The sequence below is a fragment of the Streptomyces coelicoflavus genome (genome assembly GCF_045041415.1).
In the GTDB taxonomy this organism is placed as follows: domain Bacteria; phylum Actinomycetota; class Actinomycetes; order Streptomycetales; family Streptomycetaceae; genus Streptomyces; species Streptomyces coelicoflavus.
In genome coordinates this window covers 2,514,173-2,537,006 of the sequence record NZ_CP108218.1, presented here as the reverse complement: position 1 = coordinate 2,537,006, position 22,834 = coordinate 2,514,173, and the positions used below count along the sequence as shown (strand labels likewise).

Below are 22,834 nucleotides of genomic sequence, written 5' to 3'. Positions count from 1 at the left end.
AAGATCCGGCCATATCGACACGCCGTGCGCGTCAGTTCCTGTCCGGCGCATCAGGGCGAAGGCCGCAACAAGGGACACATCGCGCGGTAACGTCGTCAGGGTGAAGGCGATCCGTCGACTGACCGTCCGTCCCGTACTCCCCGACCCCCTCCGGCCGCTCAGTGATCTGGCCCGCAATCTGCGCTGGTCCTGGCACCCGGAGACCCGCGACCTCTTCCAGTCCGTCGACCCCGAGTGCTGGACCGCGTCCGGCCGCGACCCGGTACGGCTGCTCGGCACCGTCCGGCCCGCGCGCCTCGCGGAGCTGGCCGAGGACCGGCGCTTCCTGCGCCGGCTGACCGCGGTGGCCGACGACCTCGACCACTACCTGACCGGCGACCGCTGGTACCAGGCCCAGCCGGGCCGACTCCCCGCCGCCGTCGCCTACTTCTCTCCCGAGTTCGGCATCACCGCCGCGCTGCCCCAGTACTCGGGCGGCCTCGGCATCCTGGCCGGCGACCACCTCAAGGCGGCCAGCGACCTGGGCGTGCCGCTCGTCGGCGTGGGCCTGCTCTACCGCCACGGCTACTTCCGCCAGTCCCTCTCCCGGGACGGCTGGCAGCAGGAGCACTACCCCGTCCTCGACCCCCACGAGCTGCCCCTCGCGCCCCTGAAGGAGCCCGACGGCACCCCGGCGCACGTCGCCCTCGCGCTGCCCGGCGGCCGGGAGCTGCGGGCCCGTGTCTGGCTGGCCCAGGTCGGCCGGGTGCCCCTGCTGCTGCTCGACTCCGACGTCGAGGAGAACGACCCCGGCGAACGCGGCGTCACCGACCGGCTCTACGGCGGCGGCAGCGAGCACCGGCTCCTCCAGGAGATGCTGCTCGGCATAGGAGGTGTCCGGGCGGTGCGCACGTACTGCCGGCTCACCGGCCACGCCGCGCCGGAGGTGTTCCACACCAACGAGGGCCACGCCGGCTTCCTCGGGCTGGAACGCATCGCCGAACTGTCCGACGAGGGGGCGGACTTCGGCTCCGCGCTCGAGGCGGTGCGGGCCGGCACCGTCTTCACCACCCACACCCCGGTCCCGGCCGGCATCGACCGCTTCGACCGCGAGCTGGTCGCCCGCCACTTCGGCCCCGACGCCGAACTCCCGCGCATCGACGTCGAGCGCGTCCTGAGGCTCGGCATGGAGACCTACCCCGGAGGCGAGCCGAACCTCTTCAACATGGCCGTCATGGGCCTGAGGCTCGCCCAGCGCGCCAACGGCGTCTCCGTGCTGCACGGCGGGGTCAGCCGCGGGATGTTCGCCGGACTGTGGCCCGGGTTCGACGCCGACGAGGTGCCCATCACCTCCGTCACCAACGGTGTGCACGCCCCGACCTGGGTGGCCCCCGAGGTGTTCCGGCTCGGCGCCCGGCAGATCGGCGCGCAGCGGGCCGAGGACGCGCTGGCCGTCGGCGGCTCGGACCGCTGGGACTCGGTCGCCGACATCCCCGACCAGGACATCTGGGAGCTGCGCCGCACCCTGCGCGCCCAGCTCGTCGAGGAGGTGCGCGAGCGGCTGCGGGCCTCCTGGCGGCAGCGCGGCGCCGGGACGGCCGAACTGGGCTGGATCGACGACGCCCTCGACCCGGACGTGCTCACCATCGGCTTCGCGCGGCGCGTCCCGTCGTACAAGCGGCTCACGCTGATGCTGCGCGACCGGGAGCGGCTGACGGAGCTGCTGCTGCACCCCGAGCGGCCGATCCAGATCGTCGTCGCGGGCAAGGCGCACCCCGCGGACGACGGCGGCAAGCGGCTGGTGCAGGAGCTGGTGCGGTTCGCCGACGACGCGCGGGTGCGGCACCGCATCGTGTTCCTGCCGGACTACGGCATGGCGATGGCGCAGAAGCTCTACCCCGGCTGCGACATCTGGCTGAACAACCCGCTGCGGCCCCTGGAGGCGTGCGGCACCTCCGGCATGAAGGCGGCGCTCAACGGCTGCCTCAACCTGTCGGTGCTCGACGGCTGGTGGGACGAGTGGTACCAGCCGGACTTCGGCTGGGCGATCCCCACCGCCGACGGCGTCGGCACCGACCCCGACCGGCGCGACGCCATAGAGGCCAACGCCCTCTACGACCTGCTGGAGCAGCGGATCACCCCGCGCTTCTACGAGCGGGGCGCGAGCGGGCTGCCCGACCGGTGGCTGGAGATGGTGCGCAGGACCCTCAGCCTGCTCGGTCCGAAGGTGCTGGCCGGCCGCATGGTCCGCGAGTACGTCGAACGGCTCTACGCGCCCGCCGCCGAGGCGCACCGCGCGATGGACCCGGACTCGGCGCGCGGGCTCGCCGAGTGGAAGGCGCGGGTCCGGACGGCCTGGCCGGGGGTGAGCGTCGACCACGTGGAGACGTCCGCCGCCACCGCCAGCGCCGAACTCGGCACCACGCTCGCCCTGCGGGTGCGGGTGAAGCTCGGCGACCTCGCGCCGGAGGACGTGGAGGTGCAGGCGGTCTCCGGCCGGGTGGACTCCGAGGACCGGATCACCGACGCGGCCAAGGTGCCGCTGAAACCGGTGGGCGGACCCGACCTGGAGGGCCGCTGGGCCTACGAGGGCCCGCTCGCCCTGGACCGCACCGGCCCCTTCGGCTACACGGTCCGCGTCCTGCCCGCGCACCGGCTGCTCGCCTCCGGCGTGGAGACCGGCCTGGTCGCGGAGCCCTCGGGCGATCTGGTGGAGGCGGCGGGGCTGCTGATGCGGTGACCCCCCGGAGCAGCAGGGCGGGGCGGGCGGCGGCGGGCGGCGACGGCGAGGCGGGGCTCAGTCCTCCTCGTCGCCGCCGCTCAGCCGCCTGAGGACGGTGCCGCAGCGGCGGGCGTAGGCGTGCTGGAAGGCGCGGGCGGCCGGCCCGCCGGCCTTGGCGTACCACTTGGCGGGGCGGCTGAAGGCGTGCACGGTCAGCCAGACGGTGCCGTCGCCCGTGCGGTCCACCACGAAGGCCTCCTCGCCGGACTCCGGGTGCCCGGGCAGCGTGCCGTAGGCCCAGCCGGCCCGGCGCGGCTCCTCCAGCGTCCACACCACCCGGCAGGGCGCCTTGATCATGCCGGCGAGGGTGACGGTGACGTCGACGCCGGGCGCGGCACGCTCCGCGCTCGTGTCGATGCCGACGCCCATCTCCCGGTGCATCTCCCAGGTGAGCACGGCCTCGACCGCCCGCCTGAAGACCGGTTCGCCCTCCCCGAGGCGGGTGCGTACGTGCATGGGGCGGAAGCCGGGCGGGCAGGCGCCCTGCTCGCGGGTGGCGCCGACGTCGTCGTACGTGAAGGACATGGGCACCAAGAGTAGGGCGGCACCCGGGAACCGCTGGTTCCGGGTGCCGCCCGTCACACGCGTGGCGGTCAGTTCACGTTGATCGCGGTCCAGGCCGCGCCCACCGTCTTGTACTCCGTGCTGTCGGCGCCGTACAGGTCGGACGCCGCGCTCAGGGTGGCCGTGCGGGCGTCGGCGTAGTCGGTCGTCGACGTCATGTACTCGGTCAGCGCCTTGTACCAGATCTGGAGGGCCTTGTCGCGGCCGATGCCGGTGACGGTGGAACCGTCGTGGGTCGGCGAGTCGTAGTCGACCCCGTCGACCGTCCGGGCGCCGCTGCCCTCCGACAGGAGGAAGAAGAAGTGGTTGGCGGGACCGGACGAGTAGTGCACGTCGACGCCGCCGAGACCCGAGTCCCAGTAGTCCTTGGACGCGCCGTCCTTGCTGGGCTTGTCCATGTAGCGCAGCGGGGTGCCGTCGCCGTTGATGTCGATGGCCTCGCCGATGAGGTAGTCGCCCTTGTCGGTGGAGCTGCCCGCGAAGTACTCCACGCCGGTGCCGAAGATGTCGCTGGTCGCCTCGTTGAGGCCGCCGGACTCGCCGCTGTACTCGAGGCCCGCGGTGTTGGAGGTGACGCCGTGGGTCATCTCGTGCCCGGCCACGTCCAGCGAGGTCAGCGGGTTGGTGTTGCCCGTGCCGTCGCCGTAGGTCATGCAGAAGCACTGGTCCGACCAGAAGGCGTTGACGTAGTTGCTGCCGTAGTGGACCCGGGAGTAGGCCGCCTTGCCGTCGTTCTTGATGCCGTTGCGGCCGAAGCTCTCCTTGTAGAAGTCCCAGGTGACCTGGGCGCCGTAGGCGGCGTCGACGGCGGCGGTCTGGTCCTGCGGGTCGCTGGAGGCGGCGCCGGTGCCCCAGGTGTCGTCGGCGTCGGTGAACAGGGTGCCGGTGCCGGACGTCTTGCGGGCCAGGTTGTACGTCTTGTGGCCGCCGCGCCCGCTGTCGAGGAGCTGGTACGACGACCCCGACTTGGTGGTGCCGAGTTCGACCGTGCCCGAGTAGAGGCTCTTGCCGGAGCCGGTCTGGATGCCCTGGTACTCGTACAGCTTGGCGCCGGTGGCGGCGTCGGTGACGACGTGCAGCTCGTTGGGGGTGCCGTCGTCCTGGAGGCCGCCGACCACGGTCTCGTAGGCGAGGACGGGCTTGCCCTCGGCGGCCCAGATCACCTTGCGGGGCGCGGAGTCGGCCGCGGTCCTCGACGACCCGGCGTCCTTCGCGGCGGACAGCGCCTGCTGCTCGGCCTTGGCCGCCTTGACCTCGGGCGTGACCGTGGCCACCTTGATGGCGGCCTTCGTCGCCTTGGTGACGCCTTCGGTGGCGCCGGACTTGGAGCGGTGCACGACGAGGTCGCCGCCGAGGACGGGCAGGCCGTCGTAGGTGCGCTCGTAGCGGGTGTGCACGGTGCCGTCGCGGTCCTTGACCACGTCCTTGACGACCAGCTTCTCCTTGGCGCCGAGACCGATCTCCCGGGCGGCACCGGCCGCGCCGGCCTGCTGCTCCTGTATGAGCGCGCTGCGGGCGGTGTCCGACAGCAGGACGGGAGCGCCCGCGAGCGCCGACGGCGCGGTGCTGTCGGCGGCGGCGCTGCCCGCGGTCAGACCGGTGGTGAGCATCGCTCCGGCGGCGACCGCGGTGGCCAGGGCCAGCGTGGTGCGCTTGTGGCGCGCGAAGAGGGAAGACACACAAGCTCCTTCGGTGGGGGGATCCGGTCGGCGTGGGGTGTCCGGCCGGTTGCTGCGAAGTTGTGCGGCGGGTGACGGAAGACTGACACCGAGAGCGCGTACATGTCAGGAGGGCCTGATGATGTTGGCCGAAAACAGTCGGCCGGTTGTGTGGTCATGAAATGTGAAGGACATGGAGAGGGCGCCGCCCCGGAGGAATCGAACCTCCGGAGCGGCGCCCTGTCTCGGGGTGGTGCACCCGCGGGCCGGACGGCCTACGGGAAGGTGAGCCGCCAGGCGTCGATGTAGCCGGTGTCCGACGGGCCCTGGTCCTGGACACGGAGCTTCCAGGTGCCGTTGGCCGACTCCGAGGAGGCGTTGACCGTGTAGGTCGCGTGCACGTCCTCCGCCGGGTCCCAGCCGCTGTTCTTCAGGCGGTACGTCGAGCCGTCCGGCGCGACCAGGTCGATCCGCAGGTCACCGCGCCAGCTGTGCACGATGTCCACGCCCACCTTGAGGTTGCTCGGCGCGTTGCCGGAGCGTCCGGAGACCGTGATGGACGAGGTGACCGCCGACCCGTAGTCGGGGATGTTCACGTTCGTGTCGTTCTCGAACGTGCCGCCGTCGCCGGGGTCGGGGTCGCCGCCACCGGGCCGGGAGCCGACGTTGATGCCCGCCCACGCGTTCGCCACCGCGGTGTACTCGGCGCTGCTGGTGCCGTACAGCTCACCGGCCGCCGCGAGGGTGCCGGTGCGGGCGCCCGCGTAGTTGGTGGTCGACGTGAACTTGGTGGTCAGCGCGCGGAACCAGATCTTCTCGGCCTTGGCGCGGCCTATGCCGGTGACCGGGAGGCCGTCCGAGGTGGGCGAGTTGTACGTGACACCGTTGATGGTCTTGGTGCCGCTGCCCTCGCTCAGCAGGTAGAAGAAGTGGTTGGCCGGGCCCGACGAGTAGTGCACGTCGGCGTTGCCGAGGCCCGAGAACCAGTTGTCGTAGGACGCGCCGTCCTTGCTGGGCTTGTCCATGTAGCGCAGCGGGGTGCCGTCGCCGTTGATGTCGATCTCCTCGCCGATGAGGTAGTCACCGACGTCCGAGGAGTTGTTGGCGTAGAACTCGACCGACGTGCCGAAGATGTCGGACGTGGCCTCGTTCAGGCCGCCGGACTCGCCGCTGTAGTTGAGGCCCGCGGTGTTGGACGTGACGCCGTGGGTCATCTCGTGCCCGGCCACGTCGATGGCGGTGAGCGGGTTGGAGTTGTTGATCCCGTCGCCGTAGGTCATGCAGAAGCAGCTGTCCGACCAGAACGCGTTGACGTAGGCGTTGCCGTAGTGGACCCGGCTGTACGCCGCCACACCGTCGCCGCGGATGCCCGAGCGGCCGTGCACGTTCTTGTAGTAGTCCCAGGTCAGCGCGGCCCCGTAGTGGGCGTCGGCGCCGGCGGTCTCCGGGTCGGAGGAGCTGCCGTTGCCCCACACGTCGTCGGAGTTGGTGAACAGCGAACCGGTGCCCGAGGTACGGCCGCCCAGGTTGTACGTCTTGTGGTTGCCGCGCGCGGTGTCGGTCAGCGTGTACGACGACCCGGACTGCGCGGTGCCCAGCGTCACGGTGCCGCTGTACGTGGTGTGGCCGGTGCCGTTCTCGATGCCCTGGTACTCGTACAGCTTGGCGCCGGTGGCGGCGTCCGTGACGACGTGCAGCTCGTTGGGGGTGCCGTCCTCCTGGAGGCCGCCCACCACCGTCTCGTACGCCAGGACGGGCGTGCCGTTGCCGGCCCAGATCACCTTGCGCGGGGCGCGGTCGGCGTCCGGCTGCTCGGCCCCGGCCGCCTTCGCGGCGGACACCGCCTGCGTCTCGGCCTTCGCGGCGGAGATCTTCGGCGTCACGGAGGCCGGCTTGATGGCCTTCGCCGTGGCCTTGACGACCTGCTCCGTCTTGCCCGCGTCACTGGTCACCACGAGGTCGCCGCCGAGGACGGGCAGGCCGTCGTAGGTGCGCTCGTAGCGGGTGTGCAGGGTGCCGTCGCGGTCCTTGGCGACGTCCCGGACGACCAGCTTCTCCTTGGCGCCCAGGCCCAGTTCGTCGGCCGTCTTCGCCCTGGCGGCGTTGGCGTCGCGGATCAGCTCGGCGCGCTGGGCCGGGCTGAGCTTCACCAGCTCGTTGCCCTTGGCGGGCGACGGGTCGGGGGCCGCGGTGGCGGTGCCGGACTGGACCGCCGTGGCGATCAGCGCGGCGACACCGGCCAGCGCGACGGCCGCGGCACGCCGGTGCGTGGCGCGGCGGGAGGTGGTGTGGGAGGTGCGTCTGTGGGGAGTGCTGCTCAACACTGACTCCTTCTGCGTGGCCACGGGTTGCGCGGCCAGGGGAGACCGGTCGGCGGGTGGCCGGCCGGGCGGAACTGTGCGGTACGCAGAAACCTGGTGCTAGGAGCTGGCCGCGGCACAGCGCTCGTGGGGAAGCTGTGGGGGCACTGTGAAGGGGCCGACGGAAGACTGGCAGGAGAAAGCGCTACTTGTCAGGAGCGCGTCACTAAGTTGGCTGGAAATGGTCCGTTGACCGGGCGTTCACGTTCGATAAACGGAATCGTCGCCGTCCGGGGTCGGTTACTGTGCGGCCGGTCAGTACCCGGCGGACGGCTCCCCGTGCCAGGAACCCCACAGGGCCGCGTACGCCCCGCCCGCCGCCACCAGTTCGTCGTGCGTGCCCAGCTCGGTCAGCAGGCCGTCCTCCATCACCGCCACCCGGTCGGCGTCGTGCGCGGTGTGCAGGCGGTGCGCGATGGCGATGACCGTACGGCCCTTCAGCACGGCGGCCAGCGCCTGCTCCGTGTGCCGGGCCGTCGTCGGGTCCAGCAGGGCGGTGGCCTCGTCCAGGATCAGCGTGTGCGGGTCGGCCAGCACCACCCGGGCCAGGGCGAGCTGCTGGGCCTGCGAGCCGTCCGTGGCGTGCGCGTGCTCCTTCGCCCCCAGCTCGGCGCCGAGGCCCCCGGGCAGCTCCCGCACCCAGTCCTCCGCGCCCACGGCGGCGAGCGCCGCCCACAACGCGTCGTCCGTGGCCCCCGGTTCCGCGACGAGGAGGTTGTCCCGGACCGTGCCCAGGAACACGTGGTGCTCCTGGGTGACCAGCACCACCTGACGGCGCAGCCGCTCCGGGCCCAGGGCGACCACGGGCACCCCGCCCACCGTCACCGAGCCCTCCGTCGGCGCGTCGACGCCCGCGAGGAGCCGGCTCAGCGTGGTCTTGCCCGCCCCCGAAGGACCGACGACCGCCAGCCGCTCGCCCGGCCGCACGGTCAGGTCCACCCCGCGCAGCACCTCGCCGCCCCGGTCGTAGGCGTACCGCACCCCGGACACGTCGATACGGTCGTCCGCCGGGACCGCCGACCCGTCCGCCGCCGCCCGCGGAGCGCCCGCCAGCCCCTCCACGCGGGCGAAGGAGGCGGCACCGGCCTGCAACTGCTCGACCCGCATCAGCACCTCGTCGAGCGGCCCGGCGAGCTGCTGGAGGTACACGGCGCAGGACACCACCGCGCCCAGGCTCGCCGACCCGTGCGCGTGCAGCACCCCGCCGAGCAGCAGCACGCCCGCCACGGGAAGGACGTAGGAGACGTCCACCGCCGGGAAGAACACACTGCGCAGGAACAGCGTGCGGAACCGGCTGCGCCGCGAGACCTCCAGCGCCGCGCGGTTCGTCCCGACGCGCCGCTCCGCCAGCCCGAACGCCTCGACCGTACGGGCCCCCGACACCGTGGCCGCGAGGCTCTCGGCGACGTCCGAGTTGGCCGCGCCCTCGGCGAGATAGGCGGCCCGCGCCCGCCGCAGGTACCAGCGCAGCACCACCCAGGCCGGCGTCAGACCCAGCACCCCGACCAGGCCGAGGAGCGGGTCCAGCACGAACACCGCGCCGATGAGGAACAGCGCCTGTACGGCGTTGACCAGCAGCTCCGGCCCCGCGTCGCGCAGCGTCGTGCCGACGGCCGTCACGTCGGCGGTACCGCGCGTCGTCAGGTCACCGGTCCCGGCCCGCTCCACCACCGACGCGGGCAGCGCCAGCGCCCGGTCCACGTACCGCTCGCGCACCCGGGCGAGCGTCCGCTCCCCGAACCGGTGCCCCACGTAGCGCGCCCAGCGGGCCAGCAGCAACTGCGCCAGCGAGCACAGCAGGATGGCGAGGGCCATCCGGTCCACCGCGTCGACCCCGCCCCCGCCGCGCACCTCGTCGACGATCCGGCCCAGCAGCCACGGCCCCGCGAGCCCGGCCAGCGCGGCCAGCGCGTTGAGGCCCAGGACGACGGCGAAGGACCTCCGGTCGGTGCGCACGAGGCCGGCTGCCGCGCGGCGGACGTCGGTGGGCTCGGCGACGGGCAGGTGGGTCATCGGGCCGGATCCCCTTCCTCGGCGGGTTCGACGTCCTGAGCGTCTCGTGCGACCAGGGCGCGGTATCCCGGCTCGGTGTCCAGGAGTTCGCGGTGCGTGCCGGTGGCGGCGACCTTGCCGTCGACCAGGTGGTGCACGACGTCCGCGCGGTCGAGGAGCAGCGGTGAGGTGGCGGCCAGCACGGTCGTACGGCCCTTGCGGGCCGCTCTGAGGCGGTCGGCCACGGTGGCCTCCGTGTGGGCGTCCAGGGCGGAGGTGGGTTCCGCGGCGAGGAGGATCTCGGGGTCGGTGAGGAGGGCGCGGGCGAGGCGGATCCGTTGGCGTTGTCCGCCGGACAGGTTTCGGGCCTGGGCCTCGACGGGGGTTTCGAGGCCGTCGGGGAGGGCGCGGACGATGTCTTCGGCGGCGGCGGCGTGGAGGGCTGCGGTGAGGGGCGCCAACTCGTCTGCCCGGATTCGTTGTTCTGCGTCTGCGTCTGCGTCTGCGTCTGCGGGTGCGTTGTGGCTTGTCGCGCAGTTCCCCGCGCCCCTGAGCGGCATCACCTCATCGCCTATTACAGCGCTCAGGGGGCCTGCGAAGAGGTCTGCCTCCGGGGTGGCGACCAGGATGCGGGAGCGGATCTGGGGGAGGGGGATCTCCGTCAAGGGGATGTCTCCCCAGGTGGCGTCCGACGGGGTGTAGCGGCCCAGGCGGTCCAGGACGGCGGTGGCGTCGGACGGGTGGGACGTGGCCAGGGCGGTCAGGCGGCCGGGGGCGATCCGTACGCCCGAGGCCGGGTCGTACAGCACCGCCGGTTCCGCAGGGGCCTCCCGGGTGCCCTCGTCCGGGGCCGGCTCCAGGCGGAGGAAGGCGACGACCCGGCGGGCGGCGACCACGCCGCGGCTGAGCTGGTGGCCCATCTCGATGAGGAACGCCACCGGCCAGCCCAGCGCGACGACATAGCCGTACACCGACACCAGTTCGCCCACGCTGATCCGGCCCTGGGCGGCCAGTCGCGCGCCCAGCCAGGTCACCAGGGCCAGGAACAGCATCGGCAGCCCCACCCCGAGGGCCTGGATCCAGCTGGTCACCGCGCCGACCCGGTAACCCTGCTCGCGCAGCCGGCCCGAGTCGCCGCGGAACGCGTCCGCGACCAGGCCCTTGCCGCCCAGCCCGTTCAGCACCCGCAGCCCGCCCGCGAGGTCGCCGATCCGCGCGGTCAGGACGGACTGGCGCTCCCGGTACTCGGTCTCCCGGCCCTGCAACCGGCCCATCAGCGGGCCGATGACCAGCGCGAGCAGCGGCACCCCGAGCAGCACCACCAGGGCGAGCCGGACCGACACGGACACCATCAGTCCGCCGACCACCGCGTAGGCGACGACCGCCCCGACCCCCGGCCCCACGGCCGTCAGGGACGCGCTGATGGTCTGCACGTCGCCCACCCCGATGGTGACGACCTCGCCGGTTCCCACCTGGCTCCGCAGCGCGGCGCCGAGCCGTGTGGCGTGGCCGACGACCACCTTGACGGTGCGGAAGTTGGCGTCCATCCGCACCTTGGTCATCGTGCGGTGCCGCAGCACGCCCAGCCACGCGTTGACCCCGCCGACGGCGACCATGGCGCCCGTCCAGCCCGCCAGCGCGCCCAGGTCACCCGGCTCCAGGCCGTGGTCGACGGCCCGGGCCATCAGATACGGCGTCGCCGCCAGCAGCACCATCCAGACGCTGGCGAGCACCGCCCCCGCCAGACACCGCGGCCACTGCCGCCGGACCAGCCACGCCAGGTACCACCAGCCGCCCCGGCGCTCCGGCGGCCCCGGATCCTCGTACGCGTCGATCCTCACGCCAGACTGTCCCGCCACGCCCGGTGCAGGTCCGCGAACCGGCCCGTGCCCGCGATCAGTTCGTCCGGTGCGCCGTCCTCCACGATCCGGCCGTGCTCCATCACCAGCACCCGGTCGGCGATCTCCACGGTGGACAGCCGGTGCGCGATCACCACCGCCGTACGGCCCTTCAGCACCGTCGTCATCGCCCGCTGCACCGCCCGCTCCCCGGGGATGTCCAGCGAGCTGGTCGCCTCGTCCAGGATCAGCACCGCCGGGTCCGCGAGCAGCGCCCGCGCGAACGCCACGAGCTGCCGCTGGCCGGCGGAGATCCGGCCGCCCCGCTTGCGCACGTCGGTGTCGTACCCGTCGGGCAGCGCGGCGATGAAGTCGTGGGCGCCGATCGCCTTGGCGGCCCGCTCGATCTCCCCCCGCGTCGCCTCCGGACGGCCGATGGCGATGTTGTCGGCGACCGTGCCGGAGAACAGGAACGCCTCCTGCGTCACCATCACCACCCCGCGCCGCAGTTCCGGCACGGCCAGGTCGCGCAGGTCGGTGCCGTCCAGCAGGACCCGTCCCGCGGAGGGGTCGTAGAACCGGGCGAGCAGCTTGGCCAGCGTCGACTTGCCCGCACCGGTCGAGCCGACGACGGCGACCGTCTGCCCGGCCGGCAGCGTCAGTTCGAAGCGCGGCAGCACCTCGCCGCCGGTGCGGTAGCCGAAGCTCACCGAGTCGAAGACGACCTCGCGGCCGGGGTGCTCCGACTCCAGTGGCGGCAGCTCCTTCGGTGCGGTCGGCTCGGGCACCGACGGCGTCTGGGCCAGCAGCCCGGCGATCTTCTCCAGCGAGGCCGCCGCCGACTGGTACGAGTTCAGGAACATGCCCAGCCGGTCGATCGGGTCGTACAGGCGGCGCAGGTACAGCACCGCCGCGGCCAGCACACCGAGCGCCAGGGTGCCGTCCGCGACGCGGTAGGCGCCCCACAGCACGATCCCCGCGACGGCCGTGTTGGCGACCAGCCGCGATCCGACGACGTAACGGGCCATCTCCAGCAGCGCGTCGCCGTTGGTCCGCTCGTGGTGGCGGTTCAGGACCGCGAAGTCGGCGTCGTTGACGGCCTCCCGGCGGAAGGCGCGCACCGGCCGGATGCCGTTCATGGTCTCCACGAACTTCACGATCACCGACGCGATCGCCGTGGACCGCTGCCGGTACACCCGCCCCGCGCGCCGCTGGTAGAGCCGCACCAGACCGTACAGCGGCACGAACGACGCCACCGCGACGGCGCCGAGGCCCAGGTCGAGCCAGAGCAGCAGCGCGGCGATGTAGACGAAGGACAGGATGACCGTCACCAGCTCCTGGAGCCCCTCGTCGAGCAGTTCGCGCAGGGACTCCACGTCCGTGGTGGAACGGGAGATGAGGCGGCCCGAGGTGTAGCGCTCGTGGAAGTCGACGCTCAGCGCCTGCGCGTGCCGGAAGATGCGTCCGCGCAGGTCGAGCAGCACGTCCTGGTTGACCCGGGCCGCCGCCGCGATGAAGGCGTACTGGAGGCCGCCCGCCGTCAGCGAGCACAGCAGGTAGCCGGCGCCCACCGCGATCAGCGGACCGTGGTCGTCGTCCCGCAGGGCCGGCACGGCGTGGTCGATGGCGTACGCCACCAGCAGCGGGCCCGCCTGCACGGCAGCCTGCTGGAGCAGCAGGAGCAGGATCGTGAGCGCGACCCGGGCCTTCCGCGGCGCCAGCAGGGAGCGCAGCAGGGCGCCGGTCGCGCCGGGCGGGCTGGGCAGCACGTCCTGGTCGAACGAGTCGTCGTCGACGGCGGCGGTGCGGGTACCCGCCTCGGTCGGATCCCCGTGCTCGGGGTCCTCCGGCTGTTCCCTGCCCGGCGCGGTGGCGGTGGGCGCGGTCATCTGCCGTTTCCTTCCTGGGGTCCCTCGTCGGTCTCGTGCCCGTCGAGCCCGGACATCAGATGGGCGTACTCGGGGCTGGTGCGCAGCAGTTCGTGATGGGTGCCGACGGCGGTGATCCGGCCCCCGGAGAGCAGGGCGACGCGGTCGGCGAGCAGGACGGTGGAGGGGCGGTGGGCCACGATCAGCGCCGTGGTGTCGGCGAGCACCTGCCGCAGGGCGGCCTCCACGGCGGCCTCCGTGTGCACGTCAAGCGCGGACAGCGGGTCGTCCAGGACGAGGAACCTCGGCCTGCCCACCACCGCCCGCGCGAGCGCGAGGCGCTGACGCTGGCCGCCGGAGAGGCTGAGGCCCTGCTCACCGACCTGGGTGCCGGTGCCCTGGGGGAGCGCGTGCGCGAAGTCGGCCTGCGCGACGGCGAGCGCACGGGCCAGCTCCTCCTCGCCGGCCTCCCCGTCGGCCCCCATCAGCACGTTCTCGCCGACGGTGGCCGAAAAGAGGGTGGGCTCCTCGAAGGCCACGGCGACCATGGCGCGCAGCTCCTCGCGCGACAGGGCGGTGATGTCCTCGCCGTCCAGCGTGATCCGGCCCTCGGTCACCTCGTGCAGACGGGGGACGAGCGCGGTCAGCGTCGTCTTGCCGCTGCCGGTGGCACCGACCAGGGCCATGGACTCGCCGGAGCGGATGTGCAGGTCGACGTCCGTCAGGAGCGGCGTGGAGTCGGGGGCGGCATCGGGATAACGGAACCGCACGTGCTCGAACCGAAGGCCTTGTGGCTCACCGGCGCTGGTGCCGACCTCGGGGAGGGGGCGCTGCTCGCCGCGAGGTGCCGTTGCGCCCACCCTCCCCCACTCTCGGCTTCGCTCGAGCGGGGGGACCCCCATCGCCCCAGCGGCACAACTGCCCGCAGCTGGGTCGGCTTCCACCTCCGCGTCCATCACCTCGAAGTACCGGTCCGTGGCCGTCGCCGCCTCCTGGCTCATCGCCAGCAGGAAACCGATGGACTCCACCGGCCACCGCAGCGCCAGCGCCGTGGACAGGAACGCCACCAGCGTCCCCGCCGACAGCGCCCCGTCCGCCACCTGCACCGCCCCGACCACCAGCGCCGCCCCGATCGCCACCTCGGGCAGCGTCACGATGACCGCCCAGATGGCCGCCAGGAGCCGGGCCTTGCGCAACTCCGTGCCCCGCAGGGTGTGCGACAGCTCGTGGAAGGCACGGGCCTGGCTGCGGTGCCGGCCGAAGCCCTTGATGATCCGGACGCCGAGCACGCTCTCCTCGACCACGGTCGTCAGATCCCCGACCTGGTCCTGCGCGCGCCGCGCCACCGCGGAGTACTTCTTCTCGAAGATCCCGCACGTGATCATCACCGGAATGGCGGGCCCCAGGATGACCAGCCCCAGCGTCCAGTCCTGGACCAGCATGATGCCCACGCCGATCAGAATCGTGACGCCGTTGACCAGCAGGAACGTCAGCGGGAAGGCGAGGAACATGCGCAGCAGCATCAGGTCGGTCGTCCCGCGCGACAGCAACTGCCCCGAGGCCCACCGGTCGTGGAAGGCCACCGGTAGCCGTTGCAGATGCCGGTAGAGGTCCGCGCGCATGCCCGCCTCGACCCCCGCGAGCGGCCGGGCCACCAGCCACCGCCGCAGCCCGAACAGCAGCGCCTCCGCCACTCCGAGGAGCAGCAGGTACAGCGCCCCGAGCCACACGCCCGCCGGGTCGCCGTCGGCGACCGGCCCGTCCACCATCCACTTCAGGACCAGCGGGATGACCAGACCCACGCAGGAGGCGAGGATCGCTGTCACCGCGGCCGTCCCCAACCGCGCGCGCACCGGCCGCACATAGGGCCACAGCCGCAGCAGGGCACGTACGGTGGAACGCTTCTCGGCAGCGTCCGGTGCGGCGTCCGGAGCGAGATCCGTGGCGGGGGCAGGTTTCGTGGGCATCAGCAGCGAGCCTACGGTTCACCACTGACACTGCCCACCGAGTTTCGGGCCCGCCCGGGGTCGTACGGAAGCCTCGCCGGGGTCGTACCGGCGCATCAACCGATCGGCTGATGCGCCTTCGAGCGCGTCGGCCGATGTGCCGGACCCCCGGCCGCCGGGACGCTGGTGCCATGCCCGTCATCGAAGTCACCGACCTGCGCAAGTCCTACGGGGGCCGCCCCGTCGTCGACGGTGTGTCCTTCGCCGTCGAGGAGGGCGAGATCTTCGGCGTCCTCGGCCCCAACGGCGCCGGCAAGACCACCACCGTCGAGTGCGTCGAGGGGCTGCGCGTCCCCGACGCGGGCCGGGTCCGGGTCACCGGGCTCGACCCCGTCGCCGACCACCGGCGGGTCGCCGAGGTCCTCGGCGCCCAGCTCCAGCAGAGCGAACTCCAGCCCAAGCTCACCGTCCGCGAGGCCCTGGAGCTGTACGCCGCCTTCCACCCGAAGCCGGCCGACTGGCGCCCGCTCGCCGAGCGGCTCGGCCTGGGTCCGATGCTGAACACCCGGTTCGCCAAGCTGTCCGGCGGTCAGAAGCAGCGCCTGTTCATCGCGCTGGCCCTGGTCGGCGACCCCCGCGTCGTCGTCCTCGACGAGCTGACCACCGGCCTCGACCCGCGGGCCCGCCGGGAGACCTGGCAGCTGATCGAGGACATCCGCGCCGGCGGGGTCACGGTCCTCCTCGTCACGCACTTCATGGAGGAGGCCCAGCGCCTGTGCGACCGGATCGCGGTGATCGACCGGGGCCGCGTCGCCGCCCTCGACACCCCGGCCGGACTGATCCGGCGCTCGGCGGGCGCCACCGTCATCAGCTTCACCCCGTCCGCGCCGCTGGAGGAGGCCGACCTGCGCGCGCTGCCCGAACTGGCCTCCGCCGAGTTCAAGGACGGCCGCGTCACCCTGTCCGGCACGGACGAGACGGTCAACGCCGTCGTCACCCTGCTCGCCCGCACCCGCGTCACCGCCCACCAGCTCCGGGTCACCGACACGACGCTGGACGACGCCTTCCTGGACCTCACGGAGGCCACCGCATGAAGACCGGCCTGTCCACCGACGTCTTCGACACCGCCGTACTGAGGACCGAGCTGCGGCTGTTCCGGCGGGAACCCGGCGCCCTGTTCTGGATGCTGGTGTTCCCGACTCTGCTGCTCGCGATCCTCGGTTCCATTCCGTCCTTCCGCGAGGCCGACGCCTCCTACGGCGGACTGCGCCCGGTCGACGCCTACGTGCCGGTGGCCGTGCTGCTCGGCCTGACCGTCGGCGGGCTCCAGGGCATGCCGCAGGTCCTCACCGGCTACCGGGAGCGGGGCATCCTGCGCCGCATGTCCGCCACCCCGGTGCGTCCGGCGGCGCTGCTGTCCGCGCAGATGGCGGTGTGCGGCGGCGCCGCCCTGGTCTCCGCGCTGCTCGCGCTCGGCGTCGGCCGGCTCGTCTTCGACGTGGCGCTGCCCGAACAGCCCCTCGGCTACCTCCTCGCGCTGCTCCTCGCCGTGCTCGCCGCGCTGGCCCTGGGCGCCGTGCTCTCCGCCCTGTCCCGCACCACGAAGATCGCGGGCGCGGTCGGATCGGCCGCGCTGTTCCCGGCGATGTTCTGCGCGGGCGTGTGGCTGCCGGTGCAGGCCATGCCGGACCTGCTCGGCCGGGTCGTGGGCTGGACGCCCTTCGGCGCCGCCGCGCAGGCCCTCAACGAGGCCGCCGCCGGTGACTGGCCCGGCTGGTCCCACCTGGCGGTGCTGGTGGCCTGGACAGTGCTGCTCACGGCGGCGGCCGCGCGCTGGTTCCGCTGGGAATGAGCGGGCCGATGGCCGACACTGGCCCGATGACCGACGCGGGAACCGTCGAGCGCCAGTGGACGGCGTTCCACCAGTGGGGGCCCTACGGCCTGCTCGCCGTCGGCACGGCCGTCGCCGCGGCCGCCTCCGACCTGGTCGGCATGACCGCGCACGAGTGGTACCTCGCGGGCGCCCTGATCGCGGTCGCGGTCGGCATGCAGCTGGGGTGGAGCAGAACGGCCCGCACCCGGCCCGGGCCGACCCCGGTGAGCGTCTGCCTCTACTTCGTGCGCTGCGCCGTCGCCTTCGTCCTGGCCTGGCTCAACCCGCTCTTCGGCTTCTACGCGTACGCCGGCTACTTCGGGGTGGACCGGCTGCTGCCGCCCCGGCTGCGCAAGCCGGGACTCTTCCTGACGGCGGTGACGATCGCGGGCTCGCAGTCGGGCGGGATGCCGCCGGACGACGCGACGGGATGGGTGCTCTTCGGCGCGATCCTCACGGTCAACGTCGTCCTGCTCGTCGTCTTCGCCCGGCTCGCCGAGGCGGAGGACGCCCGCGCCCGGGCCCGGGTCGAGACCATCACCGAACTGGAGCGCACCAACACCGCTCTGCAACAGGCCCTCGACGAGAACGCCGCCCTCCACGCCCAGCTCCTCGTCCAGGCCCGGGAGGCCGGGGTCGCCGACGAACGCGGGCGGCTGGCCGCCGAGATCCACGACACCCTCGCCCAGGGCCTGACCGGCATCATCGCCCAGCTCCAGGTCGTCGCGGCCGCTCCGGACCCGGCGCTCGGCCGCGAGCACCTGGACCGGGCCCTCGCCCTGGCCCGGACCAGCCTCGGCGAGGCCCGCCGCTCCGTGCACAACCTCTCACCGGCCGCCCTCGCCGACGACGGACTGCCGGACGCGCTGAAGAAGACGGTGACCGAGTGGGGCGAACGCACGGGCACCCGGGCCCGGTTCACCGTCACCGGCACCGCCGAGCACCTCCACGACGAGGTCGCCGCCACCCTCCTGCGCATCGCCCAGGAGGCCCTGTCCAACACGGCCCGGCACGCCGCCGCCGACCGGGTCGGCGTCACCCTCTCCTACATGGGCGACGAGGTCACCCTCGACATCCGCGACGACGGCCGGGGCTTCGACCCGCTGACCGCGCGGCAGCGCACCCCCGCCGGAGGCTTCGGCCTGGACGGTATGCGGGCCCGCGCCGAGCGCATCGCCGGCTCGCTCACCGTGGAGGCGGAACCGGGGCACGGCACGGCCGTCTCGGCTCGCGTACCGTTGGTCCGCCATGACCGATGACGCCGTGATCTCCCTCCTCGTCGTCGACGACCACCCGGTCGTCCGCGACGGCCTGCGCGGCATGTTCGAGTCCGCGCCCGGCTTCCGCGTCCTGGGCGAGGCGGCGAGCGGCGTCGAGGCGCTGGAACGGGCCGCCGCGCTCGACCCCGACGTGATCCTCATGGACCTGCGGATGCCGGGAGGTTCGGGCGTGGACGCCATCCGCGAGCTGACCCGGCGCGGCGCCCGCGCGCGGGTCCTCGTGCTCACCACGTACGACACCGACTCCGACACCCTGCCCGCGATCGAGGCGGGCGCGACCGGCTACCTCCTCAAGGACGCGCCCCGCGACGACCTGTTCACCGCGGTCCGCGCGGCGGCCGAGGGGCGTACGGTCCTCTCCCCGGCGGTCGCCTCCCGGCTGGTCTCCGCCGTCCGCGCCCCGAAGACCCCCGGCGGCGAGCCCCTGTCCGCCCGCGAGCGCGAGGTGCTCGCCCTGGTGGCGCGCGGCACCTCCAACAAGGAGATCGCCCGGGAGCTGTTCATCAGCGAGGCGACCGTGAAGACCCACCTCACCCACCTGTACGCGAAGCTCGGCGTGAGCGACCGGGCGGCGGCCGTCGCGACGGCGTACGAGCGGGGCATCCTCGGCTGAACGCGCCGCGCCGCGACGGCCGGCCGTGAGCAGTCCCGCTCGCGACGGCCGCACCGGTCGCTCTCGACCACGGCGGCCGGGCCGGCCGGGCACACGACGGTTGCGTGCCCGGGCCGTCGGCCCCTCCGCCCACCCGCGGATGCCCAGCCGCCCACCGGCGGCCGGCCCCCGCCCACCGGCGGCCGGCCCCCGCCCACCCACGGCCGCACCGCCCCGCCCGCAACGGCCGCCGCCCAGGCCCGCGCGCTCACCCCGCCCGCAGCAGCAGCACCGTCCGCCCCGGCACCGTGAGCTCCACCCCCGCCGGGTGCACGGCGTCCGGTGCCTCCTCCTGGTCCTCCCGGCCGGTGTCGACGACCACCTCGTACCGCTCCGCCCACGGGGCGCCCGGCAGGACGAAACCGGCCGGCTCCGCGCCCGCGTGCAGGACGGCCAGGAAACTGTCGTCGGTGATCGGGTCACCGTGCTCGTCCCGGCCCGGGATGTCCCGCCCGGACAGATACATGCCGAGGGTGGCGGCGGGGGCGTACCAGTCCCGCTCCGTCATCTCCGTGCCGCCGGCGGTGAACCAGGCCAGGTCGCGCAGGCCGTCCGCGGACTGCGCCCGGCCGGAGAAGAAGGCCCGGCGGCGCAGGACGGGATGCCGGTGGCGCAGGGCGATCAGCCGGGCGGCCAGCTCGAACAGCGGGCGCCACTCCGGGTCGTCCCGCAGGCTCCAGTCCACCCAGCCGGTCTCGTTGTCCTGGCAGTAGGCGTTGTTGCTGCCGCGCTGGGTGCGGCCCATCTCGTCGCCCGCGACCAGCATCGGCACCCCCGTCGACAGCAGCAGCGTGGTCAGCAGGTTGCGCAGCTGGCGGCGGCGCAGCGCCCGTACGTCCGGGTCGTCCGTCTCCCCCTCCGCGCCGCAGTTCCAGGACCGGTTGTCGTCCGTGCCGTCCCGGTTGCCCTCGCCGTTGGCCTCGTTGTGCTTGCGCTCGTACGACACCAGGTCGCGGAGGGTGAAGCCGTCGTGCGCGGTGACATGGTTGACCGACGCGTACGGGCGCCGCCCGCCCCACGCGTACAGGTCGCTGGAGCCCGACAGGCGGTAGCCCATCTCCCGCACGTCCGGCAGCGCGTGCCGCCAGAAGTCCCGCACCGCGTTCCGGTAGCGGTCGTTCCACTCGGTCCACAGCGGCGGGAAGGCGCCGACCTGGTAGCCGCCCGAGCCCACGTCCCACGGCTCGGCGATCAGCTTCACCCGGCGCAGCACCGGATCCTGCGCGATCACCGCGAGGAACGGGGAGAGCATGTCGACGTCGTGCATCGACCGGGCCAGCGCCGCCGCCAGGTCGAAGCGGAAGCCGTCCACGCCCATCTCGGTGACCCAGTACCGCAGGGAGTCGGTGATCAGGCGCAGCACGTGCGGCTGGACCACGTGCAGGGTGTTGCCGCAGCCGGTGTAGTCGGCGTACCGGCGGGCGTCGGGCTGGAGACGGTAGTAGCCGCGGTTGTCGATGCCCTTCAGGGAGAGCGTCGGGCCCAGCTCGCCCGCCTCCGCCGTGTGGTTGTAGACCACGTCGAGGATCACCTCGATGCCGGCCGCGTGCAGCGCGCGCACCATCCGCTTGAACTCGCCGACCTGCTCACCGGTGGTGCCGGAGGCGGCGTAGGCGGCGTGCGGGGCGAAGTAGCCGACCGAGTTGTAGCCCCAGTAGTTCCTCAGGCCGCGCTCCAGCAGGTGGCTCTCGTGGGCGAACTGGTGCACCGGTAGCAGCTCCACCGCCGTCACGCCCAGCCGCGTCAGGTGCCCGATCGCCGCCGGGTGCGCGAGGCCCGCGTAGGTGCCGCGCAGCTCCGGCGGGATCTCCGGGTGCAACCTGGTGAAGCCGCGCACGTGCAGTTCGTAGATGACCGAGTCCGCCCACGGCGTCTTGGGCCGGCGGTCGTACGTCCATTCGTCGTCGGTGGCGTCGTCATGGACCACGACGCCCTTGGGGACGTGCGGCGCCGAGTCCCGGTCGTCGCGCACGGTGTCCGCGACCCGCTGCTCCGGCCAGTCCCGCACGTGGCCGTACACCTCGGGCGGCAGGCCGAAGTCGCCGTCCACGGCGCGGGCGTACGGGTCGAGGAGCAGCTTCGCCGGGTTCCAGCGGGCGCCGGTCCAGGGGTCCCAGCGGCCGTGCACCCGGTAGCCGTAGCGCTGCCCGGGCAGGACGCCCGGCACGAAGCCGTGCCAGATCTCGTGGGTCAGCTCGGTCAGCCGTACCCGGCTCTCCCCGGCGGCGGGACCCGGCCCGTCGAACAGGCACAGCTCGACCGCCTCCGCCCCGCCCGCCCACAGCGCGAAGTTGGTCCCCGCCACCTGGTCCGCTCCGGTCCGGAACCGGGCGCCCAGCGGCACCGGGGTGCCCGGCCGGGCCAGCACGGCGGGCGGCGGCGCGGCGCGGCGCGTGCCGTTCACCACGACGGCGGGGCGCGCGTCCGGAGCGGACCGCCCGTCCGCGGCGGCCCGCTTCCCGGCCGCCGCCTCCTGCTCGGCTGCGCTGGACACCTGTCAGCCTCCCACGGCTCGTGGAACGACGTCCGGCAGGAGGGCGTGCGGCGTCCCGGCCGCTGCTCCCCGTCGCGTCGTCCTCCCCACAGTTCTGCCCACCGGGTGGCTCGCACTCACGTTTCCCCGGGGCCCACCGGTCGTTACGGGTGGATGTGAGGCACGTACACGGGCGCGCACGGCGCGCGGGCGCCGCTCTGGCCGCCCTACTGACATGGGCAGGACTGCTGGCCGGGGCCGCCGGATGCACCGCGGACGGCGGTGGCGCCGGGTCCGGCATCGGCTCGGGCATCGGCGAGATGTTCGGCAAGCAACCCACCGCCGAGGACGTCATCCGCGTCACCCCGGACGACGGGAGCAAGGCCGTCGCGCCGGAAAAGAGGCTGTCGGTACGGGTGCCGGACGGGCGCCTGGAGTCGGTGAAGGTGCTCAGGTCGCAGGACGCGCAGGAGACCCCGGTGCCCGGCCGGATCTCCGAGGACGGCCTGAGCTGGCGGCCCGACGACGACCGGCTCGCCCTCGCCGCCAAGTACACGGTCGACGCCGTCGCCCTGGACGGCGGCGGACACCGCTCGGCCCGGCACACCACGTTCACCACCAAGGTCCCCGAGGAACGCTTCATCGCCTACGTCGCCCCCGAGAACCGCTCGGTCGTCGGCACCGGCATGATCGTCTCGCTGGAGTTCAACCGCGAGATCACCGACCGCGCCGCCGTCGAACGCGCCGTCACGGTCACCGCGGAGCCCGCCGTCGAGATCCGCCCCCACTGGTTCGGCAAGGACCGCCTCGACTTCCGGCCGAAGGAGTACTGGAAGCCCGGCACCGAGGTCACCGTCGACCTGGGACTGCGGGACGTCGAGGGCGCGAAGGGGGTCTACGGACTCCAGCACAAGAAGGTCTCCTTCACCGTCGGACGCAGCCAGGTCTCCCGCGTCGACGCCCTGGAGCGGACCATGGAGGTGCGCCGGGACGGCACGCTGCTGGCCACCGTGCCGATCACCGCGGGGGCGCCGACGACACCCACGTACAACGGCCGCATGGTGATCACCGAGATGCTCGAGGTCACCCGCATGAACAGCCGCACGGTCGGCTTCGGCGGCGAGTACGACATCCCCGACGTCCCGCACGCCATCCGCCTGACCAGCTCGGGCACCTTCCTGCACGGCAACTACTGGGCGCCCGCCGACACCTTCGGCCGGGCCAACGTCAGCCACGGCTGCATCGGACTGCGCGACGACAAGGGCGGCGGTTCCGGCACCCCGGCGGGCTGGTTCTTCGACCGCAGTCTCATCGGCGACGTCGTCGAGGTGGTCCACAGCAAGGACAGGACGGTCGCCCCCGACAACGGGCTCGGTGGCTGGAACATGAAGTGGAAGGAATGGAAGGCGGACCGCGCGGTGAAGTGACGCCGGCACCCCCTCCGCCCCCCGGCCGCCAACTCGGTACGGAACGGTGACAATTCACCTGTCCCGTAACCCTTTGGCCTGCGGTTACGATGCGCCAGTGCGTGCGCGAGCGCACTGGGGTGCGGGCCCGGTCGGGCCCGGC

General features: G+C 73.3%; 14 protein-coding genes. 6 read left to right on the top strand and 8 right to left on the bottom strand.

Annotation, left to right across the window (positions count from 1 at the left end):
• Positions 1-100 precede the first annotated feature (100 nt).
• Positions 101-2,719 (top strand): glycosyltransferase family 1 protein, encoded by a 2,619-nt coding sequence (locus OHA99_RS10990; protein ID WP_164383178.1) that lies wholly within the window; start codon positions 101-103, stop codon positions 2,717-2,719.
• Between the two features lie 57 nt (positions 2,720-2,776).
• Here the strand turns inward: OHA99_RS10990 and OHA99_RS10985 are convergent, their stop codons facing one another.
• The 7 genes from OHA99_RS10985 to OHA99_RS10955 all read right to left on the bottom strand — a co-directional run bounded on the left by OHA99_RS10985 (position 2,777) and on the right by OHA99_RS10955 (position 15,008).
• Entirely contained in the window at positions 2,777-3,286 is a 510-nt protein-coding gene (locus OHA99_RS10985) for a DUF1990 family protein (protein ID WP_194279917.1), read from the bottom strand.
• A gap of 68 nt (positions 3,287-3,354) precedes the next feature.
• Positions 3,355-5,004, bottom strand: coding sequence for a M4 family metallopeptidase (locus tag OHA99_RS10980; RefSeq protein ID WP_164383176.1), 1,650 nt, complete (start codon positions 5,002-5,004; stop codon positions 3,355-3,357).
• 254 nt (positions 5,005-5,258) lie between these two features.
• Positions 5,259-7,307: a M4 family metallopeptidase gene (locus tag OHA99_RS10975; protein WP_405695547.1), complete on the bottom strand. Its 2,049-nt coding sequence runs from the start codon at positions 7,305-7,307 to the stop codon at positions 5,259-5,261.
• Between the two features lie 291 nt (positions 7,308-7,598).
• Entirely contained in the window at positions 7,599-9,356 is a 1,758-nt protein-coding gene (locus OHA99_RS10970) for an ABC transporter ATP-binding protein (protein ID WP_153177856.1), read from the bottom strand.
• Positions 9,353-11,176 carry an ABC transporter transmembrane domain-containing protein gene (locus OHA99_RS10965; RefSeq protein WP_405695545.1) on the bottom strand — a complete coding sequence of 608 codons (1,824 nt, stop codon included), beginning with the start codon at positions 11,174-11,176 and terminating at the stop codon, positions 9,353-9,355. The genes OHA99_RS10970 and OHA99_RS10965 overlap by 4 nt, the downstream gene beginning before the upstream one ends.
• The gene (locus OHA99_RS10960) at positions 11,173-13,062 is read right to left on the bottom strand and encodes an ABC transporter ATP-binding protein (protein ID WP_405695543.1); all 1,890 of its coding nucleotides are present in this window, start codon (positions 13,060-13,062) and stop codon (positions 11,173-11,175) included. Before OHA99_RS10960 ends, OHA99_RS10965 begins: the two co-directional genes overlap by 4 nt.
• The gene (locus OHA99_RS10955) at positions 13,059-15,008 is read right to left on the bottom strand and encodes an ABC transporter ATP-binding protein (protein WP_405695541.1); all 1,950 of its coding nucleotides are present in this window, start codon (positions 15,006-15,008) and stop codon (positions 13,059-13,061) included. The genes OHA99_RS10960 and OHA99_RS10955 overlap by 4 nt, the downstream gene beginning before the upstream one ends.
• Positions 15,009-15,178: 170 nt before the next feature.
• On the opposite strand from OHA99_RS10955, the gene OHA99_RS10950 reads away from it, so the two are divergent.
• The 4 genes from OHA99_RS10950 to OHA99_RS10935 are packed head-to-tail and all read left to right on the top strand — an operon-like array spanning position 15,179 to position 18,753.
• Positions 15,179-16,081 carry an ABC transporter ATP-binding protein gene (locus OHA99_RS10950; RefSeq protein WP_194279916.1) on the top strand — a complete coding sequence of 301 codons (903 nt, stop codon included), beginning with the start codon at positions 15,179-15,181 and terminating at the stop codon, positions 16,079-16,081.
• The gene (locus OHA99_RS10945) at positions 16,078-16,839 is read left to right on the top strand and encodes an ABC transporter permease (protein WP_405695538.1); all 762 of its coding nucleotides are present in this window, start codon (positions 16,078-16,080) and stop codon (positions 16,837-16,839) included. Before OHA99_RS10950 ends, OHA99_RS10945 begins: the two co-directional genes overlap by 4 nt.
• Before the next feature lie 26 nt (positions 16,840-16,865).
• On the top strand, positions 16,866-18,119 hold the full coding sequence (locus OHA99_RS10940) for a sensor histidine kinase (protein WP_228126104.1): 1,254 nt from the start codon (positions 16,866-16,868) through the stop codon (positions 18,117-18,119).
• Complete coding sequence (locus OHA99_RS10935; protein WP_007444709.1) at positions 18,109-18,753, top strand: response regulator transcription factor; 645 nt, start codon at positions 18,109-18,111, stop codon at positions 18,751-18,753. Before OHA99_RS10940 ends, OHA99_RS10935 begins: the two co-directional genes overlap by 11 nt.
• Before the next feature lie 247 nt (positions 18,754-19,000).
• On the opposite strand, the gene glgX is transcribed toward OHA99_RS10935, so the two are convergent.
• Positions 19,001-21,286, bottom strand: coding sequence for a glycogen debranching protein GlgX (glgX, locus tag OHA99_RS10930; protein ID WP_405695536.1), 2,286 nt, complete (start codon positions 21,284-21,286; stop codon positions 19,001-19,003).
• Positions 21,287-21,441: 155 nt separating this feature from the next.
• Between glgX and OHA99_RS10925 the strand changes: the two genes are divergently transcribed.
• Positions 21,442-22,692, top strand: a complete 1,251-nt coding sequence (locus OHA99_RS10925) for an Ig-like domain-containing protein (RefSeq protein WP_405695534.1) — start codon at positions 21,442-21,444, stop codon at positions 22,690-22,692.
• Positions 22,693-22,834: the final 142 nt, after the last annotated feature.

Bases quoted from the DNA above. Each gene is read 5' to 3' on its own strand.
- OHA99_RS10985 (WP_194279917.1), bottom strand. From the start codon at position 3,286: ATGTCCTTCACGTACGACGACGTCGGCGCCACCCGCGAGCAGGGCGCC.
- OHA99_RS10970 (WP_153177856.1), bottom strand. From the start codon at position 9,356: ATGACCCACCTGCCCGTCGCCGAGCCCACCGACGTCCGCCGCGCGGCA.
- OHA99_RS10960 (WP_405695543.1), bottom strand. From the start codon at position 13,062: ATGACCGCGCCCACCGCCACCGCGCCGGGCAGGGAACAGCCGGAGGAC.
- OHA99_RS10955 (WP_405695541.1), bottom strand. From the start codon at position 15,008: ATGCCCACGAAACCTGCCCCCGCCACGGATCTCGCTCCGGACGCCGCA.
- OHA99_RS10950 (WP_194279916.1), top strand. From the start codon at position 15,179: ATGCCCGTCATCGAAGTCACCGACCTGCGCAAGTCCTACGGGGGCCGC.
- OHA99_RS10945 (WP_405695538.1), top strand. From the start codon at position 16,078: ATGAAGACCGGCCTGTCCACCGACGTCTTCGACACCGCCGTACTGAGG.
- OHA99_RS10940 (WP_228126104.1), top strand. From the start codon at position 16,866: ATGACCGACGCGGGAACCGTCGAGCGCCAGTGGACGGCGTTCCACCAG.
- OHA99_RS10935 (WP_007444709.1), top strand. From the start codon at position 18,109: ATGACCGATGACGCCGTGATCTCCCTCCTCGTCGTCGACGACCACCCG.